Origin of the sequence: Streptomyces sp. CB02058, assembly GCF_001905505.1 — a bacterium.
Taxonomy (GTDB): domain Bacteria; phylum Actinomycetota; class Actinomycetes; order Streptomycetales; family Streptomycetaceae; genus Streptomyces.
This window is the reverse complement of record NZ_LIPG01000002.1, coordinates 673063-696668: the sequence shown is the minus strand read 5'-3', so window position 1 is coordinate 696668 and position 23606 is coordinate 673063. Positions and strand designations below refer to the sequence as shown.

Annotated in this window: 21 protein-coding genes; 11 read left to right on the top strand and 10 right to left on the bottom strand. The window is 72.2% G+C overall.

The annotated features are described in order from the left end of the window. Positions 1–3 precede the first annotated feature (3 nt). The 3 genes from mmsA to AMK10_RS10220 are packed head-to-tail and all read left to right on the top strand — an operon-like array spanning position 4 to position 3990. Positions 4–1554, top strand: coding sequence for a multiple monosaccharide ABC transporter ATP-binding protein (mmsA, locus tag AMK10_RS10230; RefSeq protein ID WP_073747162.1), 1551 nt, complete (start codon positions 4–6; stop codon positions 1552–1554). Next, positions 1551–2795: a multiple monosaccharide ABC transporter permease gene (mmsB, locus tag AMK10_RS10225; RefSeq protein ID WP_073747160.1), complete on the top strand. Its 1245-nt coding sequence runs from the start codon at positions 1551–1553 to the stop codon at positions 2793–2795. Before mmsA ends, mmsB begins: the two co-directional genes overlap by 4 nt. 28 nt (positions 2796–2823) lie before the next feature. Next, positions 2824–3990: an aldose epimerase family protein gene (locus tag AMK10_RS10220; protein WP_073747158.1), complete on the top strand. Its 1167-nt coding sequence runs from the start codon at positions 2824–2826 to the stop codon at positions 3988–3990. Between the two features lie 57 nt (positions 3991–4047). Here AMK10_RS10220 and arfA read toward each other — a convergent pair whose 3' ends face one another. The 3 genes from arfA to AMK10_RS10205 all read right to left on the bottom strand — a co-directional run bounded on the left by arfA (position 4048) and on the right by AMK10_RS10205 (position 7413). Further along, positions 4048–5565, bottom strand: coding sequence for an arabinosylfuranosidase ArfA (gene arfA, locus AMK10_RS10215; protein ID WP_073747156.1), 1518 nt, complete (start codon positions 5563–5565; stop codon positions 4048–4050). 180 nt (positions 5566–5745) lie between these two features. Continuing rightward, positions 5746–6174, bottom strand: a complete 429-nt coding sequence (locus tag AMK10_RS10210; protein ID WP_073747154.1) for an organic hydroperoxide resistance protein — start codon at positions 6172–6174, stop codon at positions 5746–5748. A 216-nt stretch (positions 6175–6390) separates the two neighbouring features. Beyond that, a complete protein-coding gene (locus AMK10_RS10205) occupies positions 6391–7413 on the bottom strand; it encodes an NADP-dependent oxidoreductase (protein ID WP_073747152.1) in 1023 nt (340 codons plus the stop codon). A 116-nt stretch (positions 7414–7529) separates the two neighbouring features. Between AMK10_RS10205 and AMK10_RS10200 the strand changes: the two genes are divergently transcribed. After that, complete coding sequence (locus tag AMK10_RS10200) at positions 7530–7973, top strand: MarR family winged helix-turn-helix transcriptional regulator (RefSeq protein ID WP_073747149.1); 444 nt, start codon at positions 7530–7532, stop codon at positions 7971–7973. A gap of 70 nt (positions 7974–8043) precedes the next feature. On the opposite strand, the gene AMK10_RS37660 is transcribed toward AMK10_RS10200, so the two are convergent. After that, complete coding sequence (locus AMK10_RS37660; RefSeq protein ID WP_198959668.1) at positions 8044–8754, bottom strand: SCO2400 family protein; 711 nt, start codon at positions 8752–8754, stop codon at positions 8044–8046. A 123-nt stretch (positions 8755–8877) separates the two neighbouring features. Here AMK10_RS37660 and AMK10_RS10190 point away from each other — a divergent pair, with 123 nt between their 5' ends. The 3 genes from AMK10_RS10190 to AMK10_RS10180 all read left to right on the top strand — a co-directional run bounded on the left by AMK10_RS10190 (position 8878) and on the right by AMK10_RS10180 (position 12328). Then, complete coding sequence (locus AMK10_RS10190; protein WP_073747147.1) at positions 8878–9444, top strand: hypothetical protein; 567 nt, start codon at positions 8878–8880, stop codon at positions 9442–9444. Positions 9445–9783: 339 nt separating this feature from the next. Next, positions 9784–10821, top strand: a complete 1038-nt coding sequence (locus tag AMK10_RS10185) for a rod shape-determining protein (RefSeq protein WP_073747145.1) — start codon at positions 9784–9786, stop codon at positions 10819–10821. Positions 10822–10837: 16 nt separating this feature from the next. Next, positions 10838–12328: a sensor histidine kinase gene (locus tag AMK10_RS10180; RefSeq protein WP_073747143.1), complete on the top strand. Its 1491-nt coding sequence runs from the start codon at positions 10838–10840 to the stop codon at positions 12326–12328. On the opposite strand, the gene AMK10_RS10175 is transcribed toward AMK10_RS10180, so the two are convergent. Further along, positions 12306–12737 carry an Lrp/AsnC family transcriptional regulator gene (locus AMK10_RS10175; RefSeq protein ID WP_073747141.1) on the bottom strand — a complete coding sequence of 144 codons (432 nt, stop codon included), beginning with the start codon at positions 12735–12737 and terminating at the stop codon, positions 12306–12308. The two genes, AMK10_RS10180 and AMK10_RS10175, sit on opposite strands and share 23 nt — an antisense overlap. Positions 12738–12970: 233 nt before the next feature. Between AMK10_RS10175 and AMK10_RS10170 the strand changes: the two genes are divergently transcribed. From AMK10_RS10170 to AMK10_RS10155, 4 genes are all read left to right on the top strand, one after another. After that, positions 12971–14110, top strand: a complete 1140-nt coding sequence (locus tag AMK10_RS10170; protein WP_382566157.1) for an MFS transporter — start codon at positions 12971–12973, stop codon at positions 14108–14110. A gap of 130 nt (positions 14111–14240) precedes the next feature. Then, positions 14241–15704, top strand: a complete 1464-nt coding sequence (locus tag AMK10_RS10165) for an acyl-CoA synthetase (RefSeq protein WP_073747137.1) — start codon at positions 14241–14243, stop codon at positions 15702–15704. 16 nt (positions 15705–15720) lie between these two features. Beyond that, positions 15721–17055 (top strand): carboxyl transferase domain-containing protein, encoded by a 1335-nt coding sequence (locus AMK10_RS10160; protein ID WP_073748017.1) that lies wholly within the window; start codon positions 15721–15723, stop codon positions 17053–17055. A gap of 82 nt (positions 17056–17137) precedes the next feature. Beyond that, positions 17138–17935: a VOC family protein gene (locus AMK10_RS10155; protein WP_073747135.1), complete on the top strand. Its 798-nt coding sequence runs from the start codon at positions 17138–17140 to the stop codon at positions 17933–17935. A 62-nt stretch (positions 17936–17997) separates the two neighbouring features. On the opposite strand, the gene AMK10_RS10150 is transcribed toward AMK10_RS10155, so the two are convergent. The 5 genes from AMK10_RS10150 to AMK10_RS10130 all read right to left on the bottom strand — a co-directional run bounded on the left by AMK10_RS10150 (position 17998) and on the right by AMK10_RS10130 (position 23434). Further along, the gene (locus AMK10_RS10150) at positions 17998–18792 is read right to left on the bottom strand and encodes an ABC transporter ATP-binding protein (protein WP_073747134.1); all 795 of its coding nucleotides are present in this window, start codon (positions 18790–18792) and stop codon (positions 17998–18000) included. Further along, on the bottom strand, positions 18779–19813 hold the full coding sequence (locus AMK10_RS10145) for a taurine ABC transporter substrate-binding protein (RefSeq protein ID WP_073747133.1): 1035 nt from the start codon (positions 19811–19813) through the stop codon (positions 18779–18781). The genes AMK10_RS10150 and AMK10_RS10145 overlap by 14 nt, the downstream gene beginning before the upstream one ends. A gap of 50 nt (positions 19814–19863) precedes the next feature. Beyond that, a complete protein-coding gene (locus AMK10_RS10140) occupies positions 19864–20727 on the bottom strand; it encodes an ABC transporter permease (protein ID WP_073747131.1) in 864 nt (287 codons plus the stop codon). Further along, positions 20724–21827, bottom strand: coding sequence for an LLM class flavin-dependent oxidoreductase (locus AMK10_RS10135; protein WP_073747129.1), 1104 nt, complete (start codon positions 21825–21827; stop codon positions 20724–20726). The genes AMK10_RS10140 and AMK10_RS10135 overlap by 4 nt, the downstream gene beginning before the upstream one ends. A 338-nt stretch (positions 21828–22165) precedes the next feature. Beyond that, positions 22166–23434 carry an MFS transporter gene (locus AMK10_RS10130; RefSeq protein WP_073747127.1) on the bottom strand — a complete coding sequence of 423 codons (1269 nt, stop codon included), beginning with the start codon at positions 23432–23434 and terminating at the stop codon, positions 22166–22168. Positions 23435–23606: the final 172 nt, after the last annotated feature.

Here is a 23606-nt window from a genome sequence, read left to right as displayed (position 1 = left end):
ACCATGGCGGGACCCGTCCTGGAAATGCGCTCGATCGTCAAGACCTTTCCCGGTGTCAAAGCGCTGTCGGACGTCACACTGACCGTCCGCCAGGGCGAGGTCCACGCCATCTGCGGTGAGAACGGCGCCGGGAAGTCGACTCTGATGAAGGTGCTCTCCGGCGTCCATCCGCACGGCAGCTACGAAGGGGACATCCTCTTCGACGGCGAGACCTGCCGGTTCAAGGACATCCGGGCGAGCGAACAGCACGGCATCGTGATCATCCACCAGGAGCTCGCGCTGGTGCCGTACCTCTCCATCGCGGAGAACATCTTCCTCGGCAACGAGCACGCCAAGCGCGGACTGATCAACTGGAACGACACCCTCAGGCACGCCGGCGAACTGCTGCGCAGGGTCGGCCTCGACGAGCACCCCGAGACCCGCGTCGCCGACATCGGCGTGGGCAAGCAGCAGCTGGTGGAGATCGCCAAGGCGCTCTCCAAAAAGGTGAAGCTGCTCATTCTCGACGAGCCGACGGCGGCGCTCAACGACGAGGACAGCGGCAAACTCCTCGACCTGATCCTCTCGCTGAAGGAACAGGGCATGACCTCGATCATCATCTCGCACAAGCTGAACGAGATCCGCCGGGTCGCCGACTCGGTCACGATCATCCGCGACGGGCGCTCCATCGAGACGCTCGACGTGAAGGCGGAGGAGACGACCGAGGACCGGATCATCAGCGGGATGGTCGGCCGGGACCTGGAGCACCGCTTCCCCGAGCGGACCCCGCACCACCCGGAGGAGGGCACCGCGCCCGCCCTGGAGATCCGCAACTGGACGGTGCACCACCCCATCGACCAGCAGCGCAAGGTCGTCGACGACGTGTCGATCGAGGTGCGGCGCGGCGAGATCGTCGGCATCGCCGGGCTCATGGGCGCCGGCCGCACCGAGCTGGCGATGAGCGTCTTCGGCCGCTCCTACGGCCGGTACGCGGGCGGCACCGTCCTCAGGGACGGCGCGGAGATCCGCACGAAGACCGTGCCCGAGGCGGTCGGGCACGGCATCGCGTACGCCACCGAGGACCGCAAGCACTACGGCCTCAACCTCATCGACACCATCAACCGGAACATCTCGCTGACCGCGCTGGGCAAGGTCGCCAAGCGGGGTGTGGTCGACGAGCACGGGGAACGGCAGGTCGCCGAGGGCTTCCGGAAGTCGATGAACATCAAGGCACCGACCGTCTTCGAGCCGGTGGGCAAGCTGTCCGGCGGCAACCAGCAGAAGGTCGTCCTCAGCAAGTGGATCTTCGCCGGTCCCGAGGTGCTGATCCTGGACGAGCCCACGCGCGGCATCGACGTGGGCGCCAAGTACGAGATCTACACGGTCATCGACCAGCTGGCCGCCCAGGGCAAGGCGGTCGTCTTCATTTCCTCCGAACTGCCGGAGCTGCTCGGCATGTGCGACCGCATCTACACGATGGCCGCGGGACGGCTGACGGGTGAGTTCTCGCGGGCCGAGGCCTCGCAGGAAGCGCTGATGCGTCAGATGACGAAGGACAAAGAGGTAACCCGATGAGCACGGACGTGACCGCGAAGAACCCGGCCCCCGCGCCGCCCGGCAAAGGCGGCGCGGCCACCGGTGAGGGCCTGCTCCAGCTGATGCTGGGCGGCATGCGCCGCAACATGCGCCAGTACGGCATGCTGATGGCCCTCGGCCTGATCGTGGTGCTGTTCGCGGTGTGGACCGACGGCGACCTGCTGCTCCCGCGCAACGTCTCCAACCTGGTGCTGCAGAACAGCTACATCCTGATCCTCGCGATCGGCATGATGCTCGTCATCATCGCGGGCCACATCGACCTCTCGGTCGGCTCGCTGACCGCGTTCATCGGGGCGATGGCCGCCGTGCTGATGGTCGAACACCATCTGGCCTGGCCGCTCGCGGTGGTGCTCTGCCTGGCCATCGGCGCCGTCGCCGGCGCGGTGCAGGGCTTCTTCATCGCCTATCTCGGCATACCGTCGTTCATCGTGACCCTCGCGGGCATGCTGCTCTTCCGCGGTCTGACGGAGATCTTCCTGAAGGGCCAGACCCTCGGCCCCTTCCCGAAGGACCTCCAGAAGATAGCCAACGGCTTCCTGCCCGAGGTCGGTCCCAACACCAACTACCACAACCTCACCCTGCTGCTGGGCTTCGCCCTGATCGCCTTCGTGGTCCTCCAGGAGGTCCGCGACCGCAAGCGCCAGCAGGAGTTCGCCCTCGACGTGCTGCCGGTCAAGCTGTTCCTGCTGAAGCTGGTCGCACTGGTCTCGGCCGTCCTGGTCGTCACGCTGCTGCTCGCCAGCTACAAGGGCGCCCCGGTCGTGCTGCTCATCCTCGGCGTGCTCGTCGTCGGGTTCGGCTATCTGATGCGCAACGCGATCATCGGCCGCCACATCTACGCCATCGGCGGCAACCTGCCCGCGGCCAAGCTGTCGGGCGTGAAGGACAAGAAGGTCACCTTCCTGGTCTTCCTGAACATGGGCATGCTCGCGGCCCTGGCGGGTCTGGTCTTCGCCGCCCGCTTCAACGCGGCCTCGCCCAAGGCCGGCCTCAACTTCGAGCTGGAGGCCATCGCCGCCTCGTTCATCGGCGGCGCGTCGATGAGCGGCGGTGTCGGCACGGTCCTCGGCGCGATCATCGGTGGCCTGGTCCTGGGCGTGCTGAACAACGGTATGAACCTCGTCGGTATCGGCACCGACTGGCAGCAGGTCATCAAGGGAGCGGTGCTGCTGGCCGCCGTCGGCTTCGACGTCTGGAACAAGCGCAAGGTCGGTTCGTAACACCCCTTCTCGCGACAGGAGTTGTTTCATGACCTTCACCACCGGAACCAGCAGACGCACCGTCCTGGCGGCCACGGCCGCCGCAGGGGTGGCCGTGGCGGCGGGCGCCCCGGCCGCGCACGCCTCATCCTCGGGGCGTACCCCGTCCAAGGAGCTCTTCGGCACACTCGCCGACGGCACGAAGGTGCACCGCTGGACGCTCGCCAACGGCGGCACCCGGCTGAAGGTCCTCTCCTGGGGCGGTGTCGTCCAGTCCCTGGAAACGCCCGACCGCAGGGGCCGGACCACGAACGTCGCGCTCGGTTTCGACAACCTCGCCGACTACGTGGCGAAGTCCCCGTACTTCGGCGGTCTGATCGGGCGCTACGGCAACCGCATAGCCGAGGGGCGCTTCACCCTCGACGGGACCACCCACCAACTGCCGCTCAACGACGGCCCCAACAGCCTGCACGGCGGCGACAAGGGCTTCGACAAGCGGGTCTGGCAGGTGGAGCCGTTCACCGAGCACGGCGACGTCGGGCTGGTCCTGACCCGGACCAGCCCGGACGGCGAGGCCGGCTACCCGGGCACGCTCGCCGTCCGTGTCGTCTACACCCTCACCTCCCGGGGCGAGTGGCGCATCGACTACACGGCGACGACGGACCGTGCCACCGTCCTCAACCTGACCAGCCACGCCTACTTCAACCTGGCGGGCGAGGGCAGCGGCAGCATCGACGGGCATCTGCTGGAGCTGGCCGCCGCGCGCTACACCCCGGTCGGCTCGACGCTCATCCCGACGGGCGAGCTCGCCCCCGTGGCGCGCACGCCCTTCGACTTCCGGCGCTCCCGGGCCATCGGCGAGGCGGTGCGCACCCCGCACCAGCAGATCGGCTACGGGCAGGGCATCGACCACAACTACGTCCTGGACAAGGGGATCACGGTCCGCCCGGAGTACGCGCTGACCGTGACGGAGCCCGGCTCGGGCCGGGTCATGAAGATGTACACGACGGAGCCCGGCATGCAGGTCTACACCGGGAACTTCCTCAACGGCACACTGACGGGCACGTCCGGACGGGTCTACCGCCAGGGCGACGCGTTCTGCCTGGAGTCCCAGCACTTCCCGGACTCCCCCAACCAGCCGTCGTTCCCCTCGACGGTGCTCCGCCCCGGCGACACCTACCGGTCGACGACGGTGCACTCCTTCTCCACGCGCTGAACCGCTCCACGACGACGGCGCCCTTCCCCGCGCGGGGAAGGGCGCCGTCGTCGTGGGTCAGGCCAGCCGGATCACGTTCCAGGAGAGCGGCTCCAGGGCGGCCTTCAGCGTGCCGCCGTCGAGCACGGTGCCCTCGGCCGCGTGCGGGAGCACCCGCTCGGGCTCCGCGAGGGTGTTGCGGGCCTCGGGGTCGGCGTCCGCGAGGACCTGGTGCTCGACGACCTCGGCCAGCTCCAGCCCCTCCAGGGCGACTTCGAGGGGCAGCACGGCGTCCTGGCTGCGGTTGACCGCGAAGACCGTGACGGCGCCCGTCTCCGGGTCGCGTACGGCGGTGGCGTGCAGCAGGTCCGTCTCGCCGTACTTCGCCGTCCCGTAGGTGGGCGAGTCCACCCGTACGTCCAGGACCTGGCCCCTGCCGTGGCGCGCGGCCTGGGCGAAGGGGAAGAAGGTCGTCTGACGCCAGGCGGGGCCGCCGGGCTCGGTCATGATCGGCGCGATCACGTTGACCAGCTGGGCGAGACAGGCCACGGTCACCCGGTCGGCGTGGCGCAGCAGCGCGATGAGCAGGCTGCCGAAGACGACGGCGTCGGTGACGCTGTAATTGTCCTCCAGCAGCCTCGGCGCCTCGGGCCAGTCGAGCGGGTTCTCCTCCGCGTCCTTCTGGAAGCGGCTCATGTACCAGACGTTCCACTCGTCGAAGGAGAGGTTGATCTTCTTCGTCGACTTGAGGCGCGCCCCGACGTGGTCGCAGGTCGCGACGACGCTCTCGATGAAGGACTCCATGTCCACGGCCGAGGCCAGGAAGGAGTCGCGGTCGCCGTCGGTCTCCTCGTAGTAGGCGTGCAGCGAGACGTAGTCGACGAGGTCGTAGGTCTCGGCGAGGACCGTCGCCTCCCAGGCGGCGAAGGTCGGCATGGCGCGGCTGGACGAACCGCAGGCGACGAGCTCGACGGACGGGTCGATCTGGCGCATCGCGCGCGCGGTCTCGGCCGCGATCCTGCCGTACTCCTCGGCGGTCTTGTGGCCGGTCTGCCAGGGGCCGTCCATCTCGTTGCCCAGGCACCACAGCTTGATGCCGAAGGGGTCCTTGTCGCCGTGGCCGATGCGGCGGTCGGAGAGCTCGGTGCCGGAGGGGTGGTTGGCGTACTCCTGGAGCTGGATGGCCTCCTGGACGCCGCGGGTGCCGAGGTTGACCGCGAGCATGGGCTCGGCCTGGGGGCCGACCTTCCGGAGGAAGTCGATGTACTCGGAGAGGCCGAAACGATTCGTCTCGGTGGAGCGCCAGGCGAGGTCGAGACGGCGGGGGCGCTCGTCGGCGGGGCCGACGCTGTCCTCCCAGCGATAGCCGGAGACGAAGTTGCCGCCGGGGTAGCGGATGGCGGTGACACCGAGTTCGCGGACGAGATCCAGGACGTCGGTGCGCAGTCCGGCCTCGTCCGCCGCCGGGTGGCCCGGCTCGAAGATGCCGTCGTAGACGCAGCGGCCGAGGTGCTCGACGAAGGATCCGAAGAGCCGGGGATCGACGTCCCCGACGGTGAAGGCGGGGTCGAGGGTGAAGCGCGCGGTGCGGGTCATGGCTTCCTTACTCGTTCGAAATTTCGAATGCTGCTCGTAACCTCGAACGGACCGTAGAGTTCAACCTCCGCGGCAGTCAATGCCTTTGCACGCTCTTACGGATACGGACCGGCGGCACACGACCGAGGGCCGCACCCCGGTGACGGGATGCGGCCCTCGGACGTACGTGATCGGGCGGGGTCAGCCGGCCGACAGCTCCACCTTGATGTTGCCGCGGGTGGCGTTCGAGTACGGGCACACCTGGTGCGCCTTCTCGACGAGCGCCTGGGCGGTGGCCCTGTCGACGTTCGGGATGGAGGCGCTGATCGCCACCTCCAGGCCGAAGCCGCCGGCCTCGGTCTTGCCGATGGAGACCGACGCGGTCACCGTCGAACCGGTGATGTCGGCCTTCTCCTGACGGGCGACCACACCGAGAGCGCCCTGGAAGCAGGCGCTGTAGCCCGCCGCGAACAGCTGCTCGGGGTTGGTACCCGCGCCGCTGCCGCCCATCGCCTTCGGCGGGTTGACGACGACGTCGAGCTGTCCGTCGTCGGAGGAGACCCGGCCGTCACGGCCGTTCTCGGCGGTGGCGACGGCGGTGTAGGCCACGTCTATGTGCTGGATCGTCATACGGTGATTCCTCCTGCTGATGCGCCGCGACTCGCGCCCACGACCGCGACGGCCTGGGCCGAGCCTAGCGGGTGGCCGTCGGGGCACTCCGATCGCCCGCCGCCCGGATCTCCGACAGGCATGAGCCATGCACCTTCCCGCCGTACGCCGGCTTGCGGCGGAGCGCCCTCGCGCTGGACCCGCGCAGGCCGGGCGAGCAGCGGGAGGGCGATCCGGTCAGGCGTCCAGCGAGACGATCATCTTGCCGGTGTTCTCGCCGCGCAGCAGACCGAGGAAGGCGTCGTAGGCGTTCTCGATGCCCTGGACCTTGGTCTCGTTGTACTTGAGCTCGCCGGAGGCGAGCCAGCCGGCCACGTCCTGGACGAACTGCGGCTGGAGCGCGGCGTGGTCGCCGACGAGCATGCCCTGCAGACGCAGCCGCTTGCCGATGACGAGGGCGAGGTTGCGCGGGCCCGGGGTGGGCTCCGTGGCGTTGTACTGGGCGATCATTCCGCAGATGGTCGCGCGGCCGTGCACGTTGAGCGAGGAGATCGCGGCCTCCAGGTGCTCACCGCCGACGTTGTCGAAGTACACGTCGATGCCGTCGGGGGCGGCGGCGGCGAGCTGCTCGCGGACGGGACCGTTCTTGTAGTTGAAGGCCGCGTCGAAGCCGTACTCCTCGACCAGGAGCTTGACCTTCTCGTCGGAACCGGCGGAGCCGATGACCCGCGAGGCCCCCCTGAGCTTGGCCAGCTGGCCGACCTGGCTGCCGACCGCACCGGCCGCGCCGGAAACGAAGACGGCGTCGCCCTCCTTGAAGGAGGCGACCTCGAACAGGCCCGCGTAGGCGGTGAGGCCCGGCATGCCGAGCACGCCGAGGTAGGCGGAGAGCGGGGCGATGGAGCCGTCGACCTTGACCGCGTGCTTGGCGGGGACGTCGGCGTACTCGCGCCAGCCGAGGCCGTGCAGGACGTGGTCGCCGACGGCGAAGCCCTCGGCGTTCGACGCGACGATCTCGCCGACCGCGCCGCCGTCCATCGGGTGGTCGAGCTTGAAGGGCGGGGTGTACGACTTCACGTCGTTCATCCGGCCCCGCATGTAGGGGTCGACCGAGAAGTGGAGGTTGCGGACGAGGACACGGCCCTCGCCGGGTGCGGTCACCGGCGCCTCACGCAGCGCGAAGTCCGTGGCCTCGGGCCAGCCGTGCGGACGGGCTACGAGGTGCCACTCACGGCTGGTCGTGGGAAGTGCTGCAGACATGGGCTCGGGTTCTCCTCGATGTCGTACGGGTGCGGGAAGCGAAAAAGCTTCAGGACATGAAACAACCATGCGTCCAGATATTTCACCTTGTCAAGTAATTCGGTACCCTGGGTGTCATGGCCACCTCGCGCACCGACCCGCTCACCCTCGACGTCATCCAGCTCATCGCCGACGTCGTGGCGCGCTACCACGAGGAGTACGACCGTGCGGCGGCCACGCACGCGCTGACCGGTGCGCAGGCCCGTGTGCTGGGACTCCTGTCCCTGGAGCCGATGCCCATGCGCAAGGTCGCCCGGAAGCTGAAGTGCGAGCCGTCCAACATCACCGGAATAGTCGACCGGCTGGAGCTCCGCGGCCTGGTCGAACGCCGCCCCGACCCTGCCGACCGGCGGGTGAAGCTGGCCGCCCCGACCGAGGAGGGCCTCAGGACGGCCCGGCAGCTCCGGGACGCCCTGGACTTCGCCCGCGAGCCGCTCGCCGAGCTGTCGGAGAGCGAGCGGACGGTGCTGCGCGACCTCCTCCGCAGGATGCTCGGCGAGGGCGCCCCCGAGGCGTCCTAGAGGCCCTGGCGTCCCGTCCGGCCCGATCCGGACCGAGGGCCCCGGCCCGGCCGTCGGCGGGCGGGCCCCGTCAGACGCAGAACCACAGCCACTTCTCGCACGTCTCGGACGGCGAAGGGGTGGGGGCGGGCTCCTGGGAGGGCTCCGGGTCGGCCGGGGCCGTCGTCGGCCCGTCCGAGGGCGGGGGCCCGTCCGGCTCCTCGCTCCCCTCCGGATCCGCCGAGGCCGACGTGGAGGGTCCGGCGTCCCCCGGGGCGGAGGCCGACGGGGACACCTGGGGTGCCCCGGTGGGGACGGGAGCGTCCGTGGCCTCCTCCGTACGGGCATCGGTGACGGGTACGACGGTGGGCACGTCCACCGGCTCGTCGTCGGGCGCGGTGCTCCGTGAGGCGGAGGGGACGGCCTCGTCGGCTGACGCCGTCGCCTCGGTCACATAGTCCGCCGCACCGCTGTCGCCCTCGGGCTCCGTCGCCAGCTCGGCGAGGCTCAGCGCCCCCAGCGCCAGCACCACACCCACGCCGGTCAGCAGCAGCGCGCGGCCCCTGCGCCGGTGCGCACGGCGCCCGCGCCGTGCAGAGCGGACGCGCCGCCCTTCGGCGCCCCGGGCGCGGCGGCGCCCGGCGGTGGCCCCGGACGAATCCGGGGTCCCGCCCGCCGGTTCGGGCTCGCCGCGGGCACCGTCCGCGACGGCATAGGGGCTCAGCGCGTCGGCGGGGGTTCCGCAACCGGCGCACGCCAGCGCCCCGTTGAGGTGCCGTTGGCACGGGTGGCAGTAGTCCATGGCGCCCGAAGAGTAGACGCGCGCGGAACAACACAGGAAGCCGCACAGGTGAGGATCCTGTGTGGAATCCCGGACTCCGATGCGCCCCGTCCGATACGTTCGGTAAGGGGCAGGATGGGTTCCATGACCGCTCCCGCCCCGTTCGGGCCGCTCCAGTTCCAGCTCGTCCTGCTGCGCCGGATGGCCGACCACCAGCCGGATCTCGTCGAGGATGCCCGGCATGAACTGAGCGCCTCCCTCGCCGACATGCGTGAGGCGAACCGCCGCTGGCAGGCCATGCTGCGCGCCCCGCGCGGCCGGGGCGCGCTCCGCCGCTACCGCTCGGTGCTGGGCGAGCCCGAGAGCTCCGTACGCCGCACGGTCGGGGACCTGGAGTGCGACGCGCTGCTGTGGCCGCTCCCGCTCTGGCCGGACCTGCGGTTCGAGGTGATGGCGGGGCCCGGCGGGGCCGTCTGGAACGAATGGCTGGTCCGCGCACCGGGCGCTCCGGGCCCCGGGCTGAGCACCACCGCCGATCTCCACCCCTGGTCCTGCACCGTGGACGAGGTGGCCAGGGCCTTCGCGCCCGCCCGCCCGATGGAGGGCAGCGCGCCGACCCGCTGGGCCCTGGCCTTCACCGATCCGGCGGGCGGCGAGCCGCGCGTGGCCGAGTTCACCTGGGGACTCTTCCAGCGGCTGCTGCCCGGCTAGGGGCCTCTCGTTCGGATCAGGCCGGGCTCGCGTGCCCTGGCACCGCACTTCGCGGCGTTGTCGTCGGTCTCCATGGCTCCTTCCTCAAGCTCTCGGCTCCGCTCGAGCAGGGGAGACCCCACTGGCTCCCTCCTCCGCCTTGCGATGCACGGCACCGGACCCCGCTCCGTGATCCGGCCTGATCCAAACGGAAGACCCGGGACTGAGATCTGTCGCGCCGTCAGCTCCGGTTCCCCCCTACGGCTCACCCAGCGCGCGCCGCTCCCGCCCCGGCGCGACGATGCCAGGAGAGCCGGCTGCCGCCGGTGTCCGCCGCCAGCGCTCTCGGGAGAACCTGCCGTGACCGTCAGTCTCGATCAGTTGCGCCGTTGCCATGTCGCCGTCGATCTCGGGGCCGCGAGGACCCGTGTCTACATCAAGGGCGTGGGGCTCGTCGTCGACGAGCCCAGTGTCGCCGCCGTGAACACGCGTACCGGCTCGCTCATCGCCGTGGGCGCGCTCGCCGAGCAGATGACCGGGCGCACGCCCGCCTACATCCGGGTGGCCCGCCCGGTCTCCGGCGGAACCGTCGTCGACATCGACATGGCGCAGCGCATGCTGCGCCATCTGCTCGGCGAGAAGCTCCGCCGCCAGCTGCGCCGCAAGCCCCGGCTGCGGGCCGCCGCCTGCACCCCGCACGACGCCGATCCGCTGGCCCAGCGGGCGGCCGTCGAGACGCTCGTGGGCCTCGGCGCGCGGCGGGTGGAGCTGGTCGACACCCTGATCGCGGCGGCCATCGGCTGCGGGCTCCCCGTCGAGCAGCCGACCGCCACCATGATCATGGTGTGCGGGGCGGCCACCACGCAGATCGCGGTGCTCTCGCTCGGATCGATCGTGACCGCCGTGCGCATCCCGATCGGCGGCGAGGCCATCGACCACGCGGTGATCCAGCACCTGCGCCAGCACCACGAGCTGATGCTCCCCAGCCAGTCGGTGCGCCCCCTCCAGCTGGCGCTGCGGGGCAACGGCCTGATGCTGAACGGCCCCGCGGTGACGGAGATCCACGGCCGTGACGTGGCCACCGGGCTGGCCCGCTCGGTGCAGGTCGACACCGCCGCCGTGCGCCAGGCGATCCACACCCCGCTCACCGCCGTGCTCGACGGGCTCGGCAAGGTGCTGCGCGACTGCCCGCCCGACCTGGTGGCCGACATCGCGGACTCCGGGATCATGATGGTCGGCGGCAGCGCCCTGCTGCCCGGTCTCGACCAGATGCTGCGCGACGCGACCGGAGTGCCCGTGCACATCGCCGAGCGGCCCGACGTGTGCTCGGTGCTGGGCCTCGGCGCGATGCTGGACGGCACGGTCCAGCCGCTGGTCCTCGCCCCGATCGCCGGCTGAGCCGCGGGGCTCGCCCGTGGCCTGGCCCGGACTCGACCTGCGGACCACCCTCCAGCACATCGTGGACACCGCCACGACGCTGGCCGGGGCGTGCCACGGTGCCCTGGCCCTCCTGGACAGCGCGGACCGCCATGTCACCGACCTGTTCACCTCGGGCCTGGGCGAGGACGAGCGCCGCGACGCCGGACCGCTCCTCCATGGGCGTACGGGGGTGCTCGGCGCGCTGGTGGACGACGCGCAGGCGGTGCGCGTCGACGATCTGACCGACCGTCCGCACGCCGGTCCCCTGGCCGTGCGTTCCTTCATCGGCGCCCCCGTCCGGGTGCGCGACGAGGTGCTGGGCAGCCTCTGCCTCACCGCGGAGGAGCCCGGCCGCTTCGACGACACCGATCTGGCGCTGCTGCGGCTGCTCGCGTCCCAGGCCGCCGCGGCGATCGGCGGCGCCCATCTGTACGAGGCGGCGCGGCAGCGGGAGCACTGGATCGAAGGGGCCGCCGCGGTCACCCGGGCGCTGCTGAGCGGCGCGGGGACCACGGACGCCCTGACGACCGTGGCCGAGCGGGCGCGGATGCTGGCCGGTGCCGCGGCCGGGGTGATCCTTCAGCCGACCGCCGACGGCGGGATGGAGATCGTCGCCGCCGCCACGCGCGACGACCCGGCGGGCCTCGTCGGCACCGCCATCCGGCCGGGCGCCCCCGTCCTCGTCCAGCTGCTGGGCGGTGAGGAGGTCTTCATCGACGACTCCTCGACGGACCCCCGCATGACGACCCATGTCCGGTCCCGCTTCGGCCCCAGCATGATGCTGCCCCTGGAGAGCGGGGGGCGGCTCATCGGCACGCTCGCCCTGCCCAGGCGGCGCGGCGGGAAGCCCTACACGGACCTGGACCGGCAGCTGGCCTCGCAGTTCGCCTCCCAGGCCGCGCTGGCCCTGGTGATGGCCGACGCGCAGCACTACAGGGAGCAGCTCGCCGTCTACGAGGACCGCGACCGCATCGCCCGCGATCTGCACGACCTCGTCGTCCAGCGTCTGTTCGCGACGGAGATGATGCTGGAGTCGACCCGCCGCAAGGACACCGCGGGCGGCAGCGGGACCGCCGAGCTGCTGGCGAAGGCGGTCGACGAGCTGGACTCCACCATCCAGGAGGTCAGGACGGCCATCTTCGCGCTCCAGCAGCCGCCCGCCGAGGCGCCCACGACCTTCAGGGGCCGGGTGCTGCGCGAGACGGGGGGCGCGGCAGCGGTGCTCGGCTTCCAGCCCTCGGTGCACTTCACCGGCGCGGTGGACGCCCTGGTGCCGGAAACGGTGGACGCTCAGCTGCTGGACGTGCTGCGCGGGGCACTGGCGACCGCGCACCGCAGGACCGGCGTCTCGGCGGTCGAGGTGGAGGTGGACGCGACGGCCCGGCTGCCCGACGGGCGCCCCGCGGTGCGTCTGGTGGTCGCGGACGACGGGCGGGCCGAGGACGGCAGCCGGTCGCCGACGGTCATCTGGCAGGCGCCGCTCTGAGTGCGATCCGGGTGTTGGAGTGGGCGACGCCCGCGTCCTTCTTCAGCCGTCGCAGCAGCGCGTCCAGGGAGCCGGGGTCGGCGGCAGTGGCCCGTACGAGATAGTCGTGGCCGCCCGTCACGTGCACCACCTCGGTGATGCCGGGCAGGGTGAGCACCGCGCGTTCGAACTCCTCGTTCGTCGTGTCGAGGCGCAGGGAGACGTCGATGAAGACGACCAGGCCGGAACGGGTGTCGGCGGCCGGGTCGACGATGACCGTGAAGCCGCGGATCACCCCGTCACGGCGCATACGGCGCACACGGTCGCCCGCCGCGTTGGCACTGAGACCCACGCGCACGCCCAGATCGCGGTACGAGATCCGGGCGTCCTCCTGGAGGATGCCGAGGATCTCTCTGTCCAGCCGGTCCATAACGGCGATTGTGGCAGCCCCCGGCCGGAAAGGGCGGGCGAGCGACGTCCGCGGGGGCCCCGGGGAGGGCCCGTGCCCATGGGGCGTCTGCGGTGCGAGGGCCTTACCCGGATGGCGCAGTCCGCCGTGCCCCGCCCGGCCGTCCGCCCTTGACTTGCGCTGTGGACACAACCGTCGAGAAGGCCCCAGCCCCGGACCGGAAGCAGTCCTCCGCCGCCTACCGGAATCTGATCATGGCCACGATCGGGTTCACGCTCACCTTCTGGGCGTGGAACCTGATCTCCCCGCTGTCGGGTGACTTCAAGGACCGGCTGGACCTGAGCTCCTTCCAGCAGTCGCTCCTGGTCGCGGTGCCCGTGCTGGTGGGCTCGCTCGGCCGTATCCCGGCGGGCGCCCTGACCGACAAGTACGGCGCGAAGCTGATGTTCCCCGTCGTCTCGGCACTGACGATCGTCCCGGTGCTGCTGCTGATCCCGGCGAAGAACTCCTACGGGGCGATGCTGGCGGTGGGGTTCCTGCTCGGCCTCGGCGGCACGACGTTCGCGATCGGCATCCCGCTGGTCAACTCGTGGTTCCCGCCCGCGAAGAGGGGCCTGGCGCTCGGTGTGTTCGGGATGGGCATGGGCGGTGTCGCGCTGTCCGGCTACTTCACGCCGAGGATCGCCAAGCACAGCGAGAACCTGCCGTTCTGGATCGTCGCCGGCGCTCTCGTCGTGTACTCGCTGCTCGCCGCGGTCCTGATCACCGACCATCCGGACCGGAAGATCCCGGCGGACTCGCTGGGCCACCGGCTGGGCGAGGCGGGCCGGCTGCGGGTCACCTGGGAGCTGTCCGCGCTGTACGCGATCGGCTTCGGCGGCATCGTGGCCTTCGGGGTGTATCTGCCGACGTATCTGAAGACCTGGTACGAGATGTCGCCGACCGAGGCGGGCACCAAGGCGGCGGGGTTCGCGCTGGTCACCGTCATCTTCCGGCCGATCGGCGGCTGGCTCTCGGACCGTGCCCACCCCGCCCTGGTCACCGCGGGGGCGCTGCTGCTCGCCGCCCTGATGGCCATCGTCCAGGCCTTCGACCCGCCGCTGAACCCGCTGGGCACGATCGCGCTGCTCTGCATGGCGGCAGGGCTCGGCACCGCGAGCGGCAGCGTCTTCGCCCTGGTCTCGCAGGTGACACCGCAGGCCAAGGTGGGCAGCGTGACCGGGATCGTCGGCGCGATGGGCGGCCTCGGCGGCTTCGTACCGCCGCTGGTGATGGGCGCGATCTACAGTGCGAAGGGCTCGTACTCGATCGGCTTCATGCTGCTCTCCGACCTGGCGCTGGCGGGCTGCGTGTACGCGTACGGCCGGATGCGGACGATCCGGCGGGAGGGCTGACCGGCCACCCGGGCCGGCGCGTACGAGCGTGCGCGGGCCGGTGCCGCCGGCCGCGCTTCCCGGCCGGCGGGACGCTGTGGCCGACCTCGTTCCCGGCCCGGTCCAGACGACAGCCCTTAGGGTTCACCGGGTGACCTCACTTCTGCCCGCGCTGAGCGGAGCGTCCGGCCGGACGGACTCCCCGGAGGCCGTCCGGTTCGGCGAACACGTCCTGACCTACGCCCAGTTGGACGAGGCGTCCGCCTCGCTCGCGGCCCGGATCGCGGGAGCCGGACGGGTCGCCGTCTGGGCGACGTCCACACCCGGGACGGTGGTCGCCGTCGTGGCGGCGCTGCGGGCGGGAGTGCCCGCCGTGCCCCTCAACCCGAAGACGGGCGAGCGCGAACTCGCGCACATCGTCGCCGACAGCGCGCCCTCCGCGGTGCTGGCCGGCGCGGGTGACGCCCTGCCGTCCGCGCTCGGCGGCCTGGAGCGGCTGGACGTCGGCACGGCCGTCACCGGACGGGCGCCCGCAGCGGACTTTCCCGAGCCGCCCGCCGAGTCCCCCGCCCTGGTCGTCTACACCTCCGGCACGACGGGCCCTCCCAAGGGCGCGGTGCTCCCTCGCCGGGCGGTCGCCGCCTCGCTGGACGCGCTGGAGGACGCCTGGCAGTGGACCGGCCGGGACGTCCTGGTCCACGCGCTGCCGCTGTTCCATGTCCACGGACTGATCCTGGGCGTCCTGGGCCCGCTGCGCCGGGGCGGCTCCGTGCGCCACCTCGGAAGGTTCTCGGCCGAGGGGGTCGCGCGCGAGCTGCTGTCCGGGGGCACGATGCTGTTCGGCGTGCCCACGATGTACCACCGGCTGGCGGGCGCGCTGGACGATCCGGCGACCGCCGGGAAGCTCACCGAGGCCCTGGCGGGTGCCCGCCTCCTGGTCTCCGGCTCGGCGGCGCTGCCGGTCCACGACCACGAGCGGATCGCGGCGGCCACCGGACGCCGGGTCATCGAGCGGTACGGGATGACGGAGACCCTGATGAACACGGGCGTACGTGCCGACGGCGCCCCGCGCGCCGGGACGGTCGGCCCGCCGCTGGCGGGCGTGGAGCTCAGGCTCGTCGAGGAGGACGGTTCCGTGCTCCGGGACACCGCGTCCATCGGCGAGATCCAGGTGCGCGGCCCGAACCTCTTCACCGGCTATCTGAACCGGCCGGACGCCACGTCGGCGGCCTTCACCGAGGACGGCTTCTTCCGCACGGGCGACATGGCGACGATCGACGCCGACGGCTATGTGCGGATCGTCGGGCGCAAGGCCACCGATCTGATCAAGAGCGGTGGTTACAAGATCGGCGCCGGCGAGATCGAGAACGCGCTGCTGGACCATCCCGGTGTGCGCGAGGCCGCCGTGACCGGCGAGCCCGACGCGGATCTCGGTGAGCGGATCGTCGCCTGGGTGGTGCCCGCGGACCCCGGATCGCCGCCCTCCGACGGGGAGTTGGCGGACCATGTGGCGGTTCTGCTGGCCCCGCACAAGCGCCCGCGCGTGGTGCGCCTCCTCGACGCGCTGCCCCGCAACGAGCTGGGCAAGATCATGAAGCGGTCGCTCGGTGCCTGAGTCCCGCGGCGGCCGGATGTCCGCGAGGGAGGCCGTCGCCGCCGTCACCGGGCGCTTCACCGCCCACCGTCCGGCCGCGCGCCCGGCTCCCCCTGACGGGCCGCTCGGCTGGAGCGGTTACGCGGAGTCCAGGGCGCGCGCCGCCGCACGGACCGGCGAGGAGGAGTCCGTCCTGTACGGGACGGCCGTCGTGGGAGACCGGGAGTGCGTGCTGGTCTCCTTCGAGTTCGGCTTCCTCGGCGGCTCGCTGGGCGGGCGCACCGGGGACCTGCTGGAGGCCGCCTACGCGCTGGCGCGTGAGCGGAGGCTGCCGCTCGTCTCGCTCGTCGCCACCGGGGGCAGCCGCATGCAGGAGGGCATGATCGCGCTGATACAGCTCCAGCGGGTGGCCCGCGCCTCCGCGCTGCTGAGGGCGGAGGGGCTGGCGCAGATCGCGGTCCTGCGCGATCCGACGACCGGGGGCGGCTGGGCCACCCTGGGCGCGGGCGCCGATGTGGTGCTGGCCCTGCCCGGCGCACAGGTCGGCTTCGCGGGCTCCCGGGTGCGGCCGGCCGGCGCCGATCCGGGCGCCTACACCGCCGAGGGGCAGTGGGCGGCGGGCCAGATCGACGCGGTCGTCCCGCCGGACGAACTGGCCGGGACGCTGGGCCGCTGGCTGACCGTGCTGGGGGACACGGGCCCGGCCACGGCCGCCCCGGTGCCGGGCGCGCTGTCGGACACGGGGCTGCCGGCGACCGGCTGGGACGCGGTGGAGCAGGCCCGTGCGGCGGCTCGGCCCAGGGCCGCCGCCTATCTGGACGCCTATTTCACGTACCGGCTGCCGCTGAACGGCGACCGCTGCGGGGGCACCGATCCGGGGCTGCTCTGCGGTGTGGGCCTGCGCGACGGGCGTCCCGTGGCGTACGCCGCCCAGTGCGGCACCGCGACCCGCCCCGCGGGCTACCGCACGGCGGCCCGGGTGCTCCGGCTCGCGGACCGGCTCGGCATCCCCGTACTGACGCTGATCGACACACCGGGCGCCGCCAACGACGCGGCGGCCGAACGGGCGGGAGCGGGCGCCGCCATCGCCGAGGTGTTCGCGGCGGTCGCCGCCGCGCGGGTCCCCGTGACCACCCTGGTGATCGGCGAGGGCGGCTCGGGCGGCGCGCTGGCGCTGGCGGCTCCGGACAACACCCATGTCACGGCGGACAGCTATTTCTCGGTGATCGCACCGGAACTGGCGGCGGCCATCCTGAAACGCGGCCCCGACGAGGTACGGGCCACCGCCGGCCAGCTGCGGCTGCGCCCCCAGGACCTGGTGGAGCTGGGGGTGGCCCGCTCGGTCGTGGGACCGGAGGCACCGGCGGACTGAGCGCGGCTCGGCGCGCCGCCGGGGCGCCGGTTGGCTAGCGTGACAGAAGGGACCGACCGTCGAGTGGAGAAGGGTCCGAGTCATGGCCGCACAAACCGAGGGAACCCCGTGCTGGGCCGACGGGACGTTCGGCGACCTGGAGGGCGCGAAGCGCTTCTACGGCGAGCTCCTGGGCTGGACGTTCGGTGCGTCGATGCCCGAGTACGGCGAGTACACGCAGGCCCATGTGGACGGCAAGGCGGTCGCCGCGCTCTCGCCTCCCGCGCCCGGCCAGGACGCGCCGAACGCCTGGTGCCTGTATCTCGCGTCGCCGGACGCCGCCGCGACGGCCGCGAAGATCCGCGCGAACGGCGGTGAGGTGCTGGTCGAGCCCATGCGGGTCGGCGACTTCGGGACGATGGTGCTGGCCGCCGACCCCGGCGGGACCGCCTTCGGGGTCTGGCAGTCCGGCAGCCACAAGGGCTTCGAGGCGCAGACGGTGCCCGGCGCCTACACCTGGGCGGAGGTCTACACACGGGAGGCGGAGAAGGCGGACCACTTCTTCGCGGCCGTCTTCGGCTACGGGGTGAAGCACCTGGACGATGACGCGATCGACTTCTCCCTCTACGACCTCGGTGCGGAGCCGGTGCTCGGCCGGATGAAGATGGGGGCCGAATTCTCCCCCCAGGTACCGGCCCATATGAACGTGTACTTCGCCGTCGCGGACTGCGACGCGGCGGTGGAGAAGGCGAAGTCGCTCGGGGCGGAGCTCCGCTTCGGCCCGATGACCATCCCGTTCGGGCGGTTCGCCACCCTGACGGACCCGCAGGGCGCGGTGTTCTCGCTCTTCGATCCCACGACGACCGCGGGCGAGATGCCGAAGGTCACGCAGGCTCCCTGACCGGCTGTCCGGCCGCCGCCCCGACCACCGGGTCCTGGGGCGGCGGCCGGGGCGGCGGCCCGTCAGCCCGCCGGGGCCAGCGCCGCCTCGCGCATCACCGCGGCCAGTTCCCCGCGCAGCCGGGAGAACGCGGGGGTGCCGCGCAGGGCGGCCACGTCGGTGTCCGGGGCGCGCTCCAGCCCGACGTCCAGCTCGGAGACGACCCTGCCGGGGCCCGCCGCCATGACCAGGACCCGGGAGCCGAGGAGCACGGCCTCCTCCGCCGAATGCGTCACGAAGAGCACCGTGGTCCCGGAGGTGACGGCCAGGGTGCGCACCTCCTCCTGGAGGCGTTCCCTGGTGAGCGCGTCCAGTGCGGCGAACGGTTCGTCCATCAGGAGCACCCGGGGCTCCCCGGCCAGCGCCCGCGCGATGGCCACGCGCTGCTGCTGACCGCCGGAGAGTTCCCAGGTGCGGCGGCCCGCCATGCCGCCGAGCCCGACCCGCGCGAGGAGTTCCTCCGTACGCTCCGCCCTGAGCTCACGCGGCACACCGTGCCGGGCCAGGGCGAACGCGATGTTGCCACCGGCCGTGCGCCACGGGAACAGCCTCGGCTGCTGGAAGACGACGCCCGTCGCGCGGCCGGGCACGGGGGCCTCTCCGCGTACCGTCGCCGTGCCCTCGGCGGCCGTGACGAAGCCGGCCGCGATCCGCAGGAGGGTCGTCTTGCCGCAGCCCGAGGGGCCGACGAGCACGACGAACTCCCCCGGTGCCGCCGTCAGTGACACGTTCTCCACGGCGGTGACGGCCGCCTTGGCCTTCCCGTAGCGCACGGTGATCCCGTGCAGGGCGATGTCGGCGGTGTCAGCCTGCGGCACGGGCCAGCTCCTCCACGGCGAGGGCCTTCTCGAAGACGGCGGCGTCCGGGACCGCGTCCACGGCCTTCTGCCCCTCGAGGAAGACGGCCGCCTCGTGCAGATGGCTCGCGAACTTCCCGGGAGCGCCCGCCGTGCCGAGGTAGTCCGGTCCCCGCTGCTCCTCCACCGTCAGCAGCACGAGCTGCGCGAGCTGCTTCTTCGCCTCGGCCGGCGTGATGTTGAGCTCGGCGCCGATGGACGCGGCGGCCTTCTCCGGGTCGGACCTGGTCTGCTGGACAGCCTGGTCCTGGGTCTTCAGCCAGGTGGTGACGATGTCGGGGTACTTCTTCGCGAAGGAGTCCGTGACGATGCCGAGGTCGGCGGTGACCTTGCCCTGTTCGGCGAGTTCGCGGCTGGTGATCAGCGTCGTCCCGGTCTTCTGGATCTCGCTGAGCGTCGGCGTCCAGACGTACGCGGCGTCGATGTCGCCCCGGGTCCAGGCGGCGAGCGCGTCCTGCGGCTGGAGGTCGACGATGTTCACGTCCGCCGGCTCCACCCCGGCCCCTTCGAGCGCGGCGAGCAGCGAGAAGTGGGTGGTGGAGCCGAAGGGGGCGGCGACCTTCTTCCCCTTCAGCTCCGCGACGGAGCCGATGCCCTTCTTCGCGACCAGCGCCTCGTTGTCTCCGATGACGTCGTGGATCCAGAGGACCTTGTACGGGATGTTCAGCGGCGCGGAGAGCCCTTTGGTGACGGGGCTCGAACCCGCGAGTCCCAGGTCGACGGAGCCGGAGATCACCGCGGTGTTGACGTCGCCGCCGGAGTCGAACTTCACCCAGCTGATGTCGGCGTCCGGGAGCGCCTTCTCCAGCAGCTTCTGGTTCTTCACGACGAGGTCGGCGTTGGGTATCGCCTGGTACGCGATGCGCACGGCTGTCCTGCCGCTTCCGCTGTCGGACGATCCGCCGTCGCCGCAGCCCGCGAGGGTGAGCACGGTGAGGGCGGCGGTCAGCAGGGCGGCGCGGCGGCGGATGGCCACGGTCATGAGGGGCTCCAGGGAGGACGGGAGGGGGTGCGGAGGGAAGGACATGGGGATCAGGACCGGCCGCGCCAGGGCACGAGACCCCGCTCCGCGCCCTTGAGAAGGGCGTCGAGGAGGATGCCGGAGAGGCCGATGGCGATCAGCCCGGCGATGACGACGGCGGTCTGGTTGTAGCGCTGGGCGTCGCGGATCATGCCGCCGATGCCGGGGACACCGTTGATGGTCTCGGCGGCCACGACGCAGGTGTAGGCGACGCCGACGGCGATGCGTACGCCGGTGAGGATCTCCGGCAGCGCGGCGGGCAGCCGCACCGAGAGCAGCAGCGACACGGGGCCCGCGCCCAGCGCCCGCGCGGCCTCGACGAGGTCGCCCGGCACCGTGCGGACGGCCGCCGCGGTGGCGGCGGCGATCGGGGGCAGGGCCGCGATGACGAGGAGCCAGATCTTCGGCGACTCGTCGATGCCGAACCAGATGACGAGCAGCGAGAAGTAGGCGAGCGGCGGCAGGGTGCGCAGGAAGGTGACGGCCGGTTCCAGGACGACGGCGAGCGGTTTGACGACGCCGATGAGGAGGCCCAGCGGAATGCCGGCGAGGATCGCGTAGCCCGCGCCGATCCCGATGCGGCGGAGGCTGACGCCGAGGTGCTCGATCAGCAGGTGTCCGCTGTAGCCGCGCACCCCGTCGTGGACGGTGGAGGCGAGGACGAACTGGTGCCAGACCTCCCCCGGCGACGGCACGAGGACCCGTGGCCAGACCTCGGCGGAGACGACGGCCTGCCAGGCGGCGAGCAGGACGAGGAGGGCGACGGCGCGCAGCCCCGTCCAGCGCAGGGCGGCGATCCTCGGCGGGACGCGTCGTGCCCGTACGGGATCGGCGACGGCCGGTGCGGGCGCGGTCTTCCCGGCGGCGAGGGTCACGCTCCCGCCCCCGCGACGAGCGCGCGCAGCCGGGGGGCGACTTCCTCGCCCACCCGGTAGGCCTCCTCCAGGTGCGGATAGCCGGAGAGGATGAACTCGCCGATCCCCAGGCGCTGGTACTCGTACAGCCGCTGGGCGACCTCGTCGTGCGAGCCGACGAGCGCGGTGCCGGCCCCTTCCCGTACGAGTCCGATGCCCGCCCAGAGGTTCGGGGCGACCTCCAGCTTCGCGGCGTCGGCGGAGCCGCCGTGCAGCGCGGCCATCCGGGCCTGGCCCGTGGAGTCCATGCGCGCGAAGCGCTCCTGGCTGGCCCTGACCGCCTCCGGGTCGATGCCCGCGAGGATGCGGTCCGCCTCGGCCCACGCCTCGGCGGACGTGTCCCGGCTGATGATGTGCAGCCGCAGACCGTAGCGGAGCGCGGGGGCCGCGGCGCGGAGCCGTCCGATGCGCTCGGCGAGGGCGGCGGGCGGCTCGCCCCAGAGCAGCTGTACGTCGGCGCGGCGGGCGGCGACGGCCTCGGCGGCCGGGGACGCGCCGCCGAAGTAGAGGGGCACGGGGTGCTGGAGGGCGGGTTCGTGGAGCTGGGCGCCCTCGATGCGCAGATGTTCCCCGCTGTGGTCGACGCGCTTGCCCTCCAGGAGGTCGCGCAGTACGGCCATCACCTCGTCGGTGCGCGCGTAGCGCTGGTCGTGGGCCAAGTGGTCGCCGTACGCCCGCTGTTCGGCGGGGTCGCCGCCGGTGACGACATTGAGCCGGAGCCTTCCGCCCGCGAACCGCCGGAAGGCGTCGGCCTGCTGGGCCAGCAGGACCGGGCTGGCGAACCCGGAGCGGAAGGCGACCAGAAACCCGATGCGGTCGGTGTGCTGGGTGAGGGCCGCGGTGAGGATCCAGGGGTCGACGCAACCGAGCCCGACGGGAGTCAGCAGCGAGTGGAATCCGGCCTGTTCGGCGGCGCGCGCCACCTGGGCCAGATAGCCGATGTCGGCGGGACGGCGGGTGGCGGCGCCGGTCCTCCCCTGCACGGCGGTGACCCCGCCGGGATCGCGGCCGTCGCCGCCCGTGGGCAGGAACCAGTGGAGCAGGAGCGGGTTTTCGGGCATGGCGGATCCTCGTGGGACGGCAGCGGGGAACGCACCGCGGGCGTACGGATGCACGGGTGCACCGGCGGGCCGGGGTGTCCGGGGAGATCAGGGACGCGAAGGCGTCGGAAGGCCGGCCCGTGGGCCGGCGGGCGTCACGTCAGCAACAGCGGGACGGACAGCGGGATTCGGCCCGACAGAGCATGGTCGAGACACGCAGGAGATCCACGTGACGACGCGACACAAGAGCGGGGGCCATGCGGGCATCCTGGCGGCGGCATGGGCACGGCGACAAGCGCCGCCCGCATGCCGGACAACGTCGTATCAAGGAATGGACAGGCCGGTTCTCCGGCAGCTCGCTACGGCTGCGGATCCCGCGCGTCGTACCGGACGAAACCGCGCCAACGCAGCCCCATCAGGCACACCAGCAGCACACATGCGACGCCACCGCCGGTCACCGCCACGACCGGGGACGTCAGGTCGGCGACGGAGCCGGCCACGAGGTCGCCGAGCCGGGGCCCGCCCGCGACGACGACGATGAACACGCCCTGGAGCCGCCCGCGCATGTCGTCGGGGACCGCCGCCTGGAGCATGGTGTTGCGGAAGACCATCGATATGGAGTCCGCGCACCCGGCGAGCGCGAGCAGGATCAGCCCGAGCCAGAGCTGCCGGCTGAGCCCGAACACGGCGATGGCCGCGCCCCAGCAGGCGACCGCGATCACCACGGCGAGCCCGTGCCGCCGGATGCGGCCCAGCCACCCGGAGAAGACGCTGCCGAGCAGGGAGCCCAGCGCCGGGGCGGCGACCAGCAGCCCGGTGGTGCGGGCGTCGCCGCCGAACCAGACCACGGCGACCACCGGGAACAGCGCGCGCGGGTGGGCGAGCACCATGGCGCACAGGTCGCTGAAGAAGGTCATCCGCAGATTGGGCCGGGTGCCCAGGAAGCGCAGACCGTCCAGGACCGACGCCCGCCGGGCCCCCTTCGCTCCCTCCGCCCGGTCGGGCAGCATCGACGGCAGCCGCCACATCGCGTAGAGCGAGGCGGTGAAGGTGACGGCGTCCACGGTGTACGCCGCCCGGTAGCCCCACCAGCCGACGATCAGCCCGCCGAGCATCGGCCCCACCAGCCCGCCGGTGGTGGACGTCATGGCGTTGAGCGCGTTGGCGGCGGGCAGCTGTTCGGCCGGGAGCAGCCGGGCGATCATCGAGCTGCGCGCCGGGGAGTTGAGCGCGAAGCACACGGCCTGGAGGGCGACGACGGCGTAGAGCAGCCCGACGTTCTCGACCCCGGCGAAGGTCACGGCGGCCAGCACGAGGGAGAGCAGGAAGGACCCGGACGCGCTGAAGAGCCCCAGCCTGCGCCGGCCGAAGGTGTCCGCGACGGCCCCGCCGTACAGCCCGAGGAGCACCAGCGGGACGAGCGAGCAGAGACCGATGAGCCCCACGGAGAACGCGGACCCGGTGATGTCGTAGACCTGGAGGGAGACGGCCAGCGCCGTCATGCCCTGCCCGATCCAGGAGACGGTGTTCCCGAACCAGAGCCGCCGGTAGTCGGGGGAGGAACGCAGCGGCGTCAGGTCGGCGAGTATGCGTGTGCGGGGTACACCTTGTTCGGCTGTTTCGGTCACACGGGATGGTACGACCTCGCCCGGAGGCGCCTGCGACCGCCGTCACGCAGGCTGTGCGCCGCACCCTCCTCCACTCCTGGCGCCCGCCTTCGCCGCACCCCCGCGCCTTGCTTTCGCGGCCCCCGGCGCCACCTTCACGCCACATGTGGCGTGAAGGTGGCGCAATCACGCG

Excerpts from the sequence above, each read along its gene's own strand:
- mmsA (WP_073747162.1), top strand. The coding sequence starts at position 4 with ATGGCGGGACCCGTCCTGGAAATGCGCTCGATCGTCAAGACCTTTCCC.
- mmsB (WP_073747160.1), top strand. The coding sequence starts at position 1,551 with ATGAGCACGGACGTGACCGCGAAGAACCCGGCCCCCGCGCCGCCCGGC.
- AMK10_RS10220 (WP_073747158.1), top strand. The coding sequence starts at position 2,824 with ATGACCTTCACCACCGGAACCAGCAGACGCACCGTCCTGGCGGCCACG.
- arfA (WP_073747156.1), bottom strand. The coding sequence starts at position 5,565 with ATGACCCGCACCGCGCGCTTCACCCTCGACCCCGCCTTCACCGTCGGG.
- AMK10_RS10210 (WP_073747154.1), bottom strand. The coding sequence starts at position 6,174 with ATGACGATCCAGCACATAGACGTGGCCTACACCGCCGTCGCCACCGCC.
- AMK10_RS10205 (WP_073747152.1), bottom strand. The coding sequence starts at position 7,413 with ATGTCTGCAGCACTTCCCACGACCAGCCGTGAGTGGCACCTCGTAGCC.
- AMK10_RS10200 (WP_073747149.1), top strand. The coding sequence starts at position 7,530 with ATGGCCACCTCGCGCACCGACCCGCTCACCCTCGACGTCATCCAGCTC.
- AMK10_RS37660 (WP_198959668.1), bottom strand. The coding sequence starts at position 8,754 with ATGGACTACTGCCACCCGTGCCAACGGCACCTCAACGGGGCGCTGGCG.
- AMK10_RS10190 (WP_073747147.1), top strand. The coding sequence starts at position 8,878 with ATGACCGCTCCCGCCCCGTTCGGGCCGCTCCAGTTCCAGCTCGTCCTG.
- AMK10_RS10175 (WP_073747141.1), bottom strand. The coding sequence starts at position 12,737 with ATGGACCGGCTGGACAGAGAGATCCTCGGCATCCTCCAGGAGGACGCC.
- AMK10_RS10170 (WP_382566157.1), top strand. The coding sequence starts at position 12,971 with ATGGCCACGATCGGGTTCACGCTCACCTTCTGGGCGTGGAACCTGATC.
- AMK10_RS10160 (WP_073748017.1), top strand. The coding sequence starts at position 15,721 with ATGTCCGCGAGGGAGGCCGTCGCCGCCGTCACCGGGCGCTTCACCGCC.
- AMK10_RS10155 (WP_073747135.1), top strand. The coding sequence starts at position 17,138 with ATGGCCGCACAAACCGAGGGAACCCCGTGCTGGGCCGACGGGACGTTC.
- AMK10_RS10145 (WP_073747133.1), bottom strand. The coding sequence starts at position 19,813 with ATGACCGTGGCCATCCGCCGCCGCGCCGCCCTGCTGACCGCCGCCCTC.
- AMK10_RS10135 (WP_073747129.1), bottom strand. The coding sequence starts at position 21,827 with ATGCCCGAAAACCCGCTCCTGCTCCACTGGTTCCTGCCCACGGGCGGC.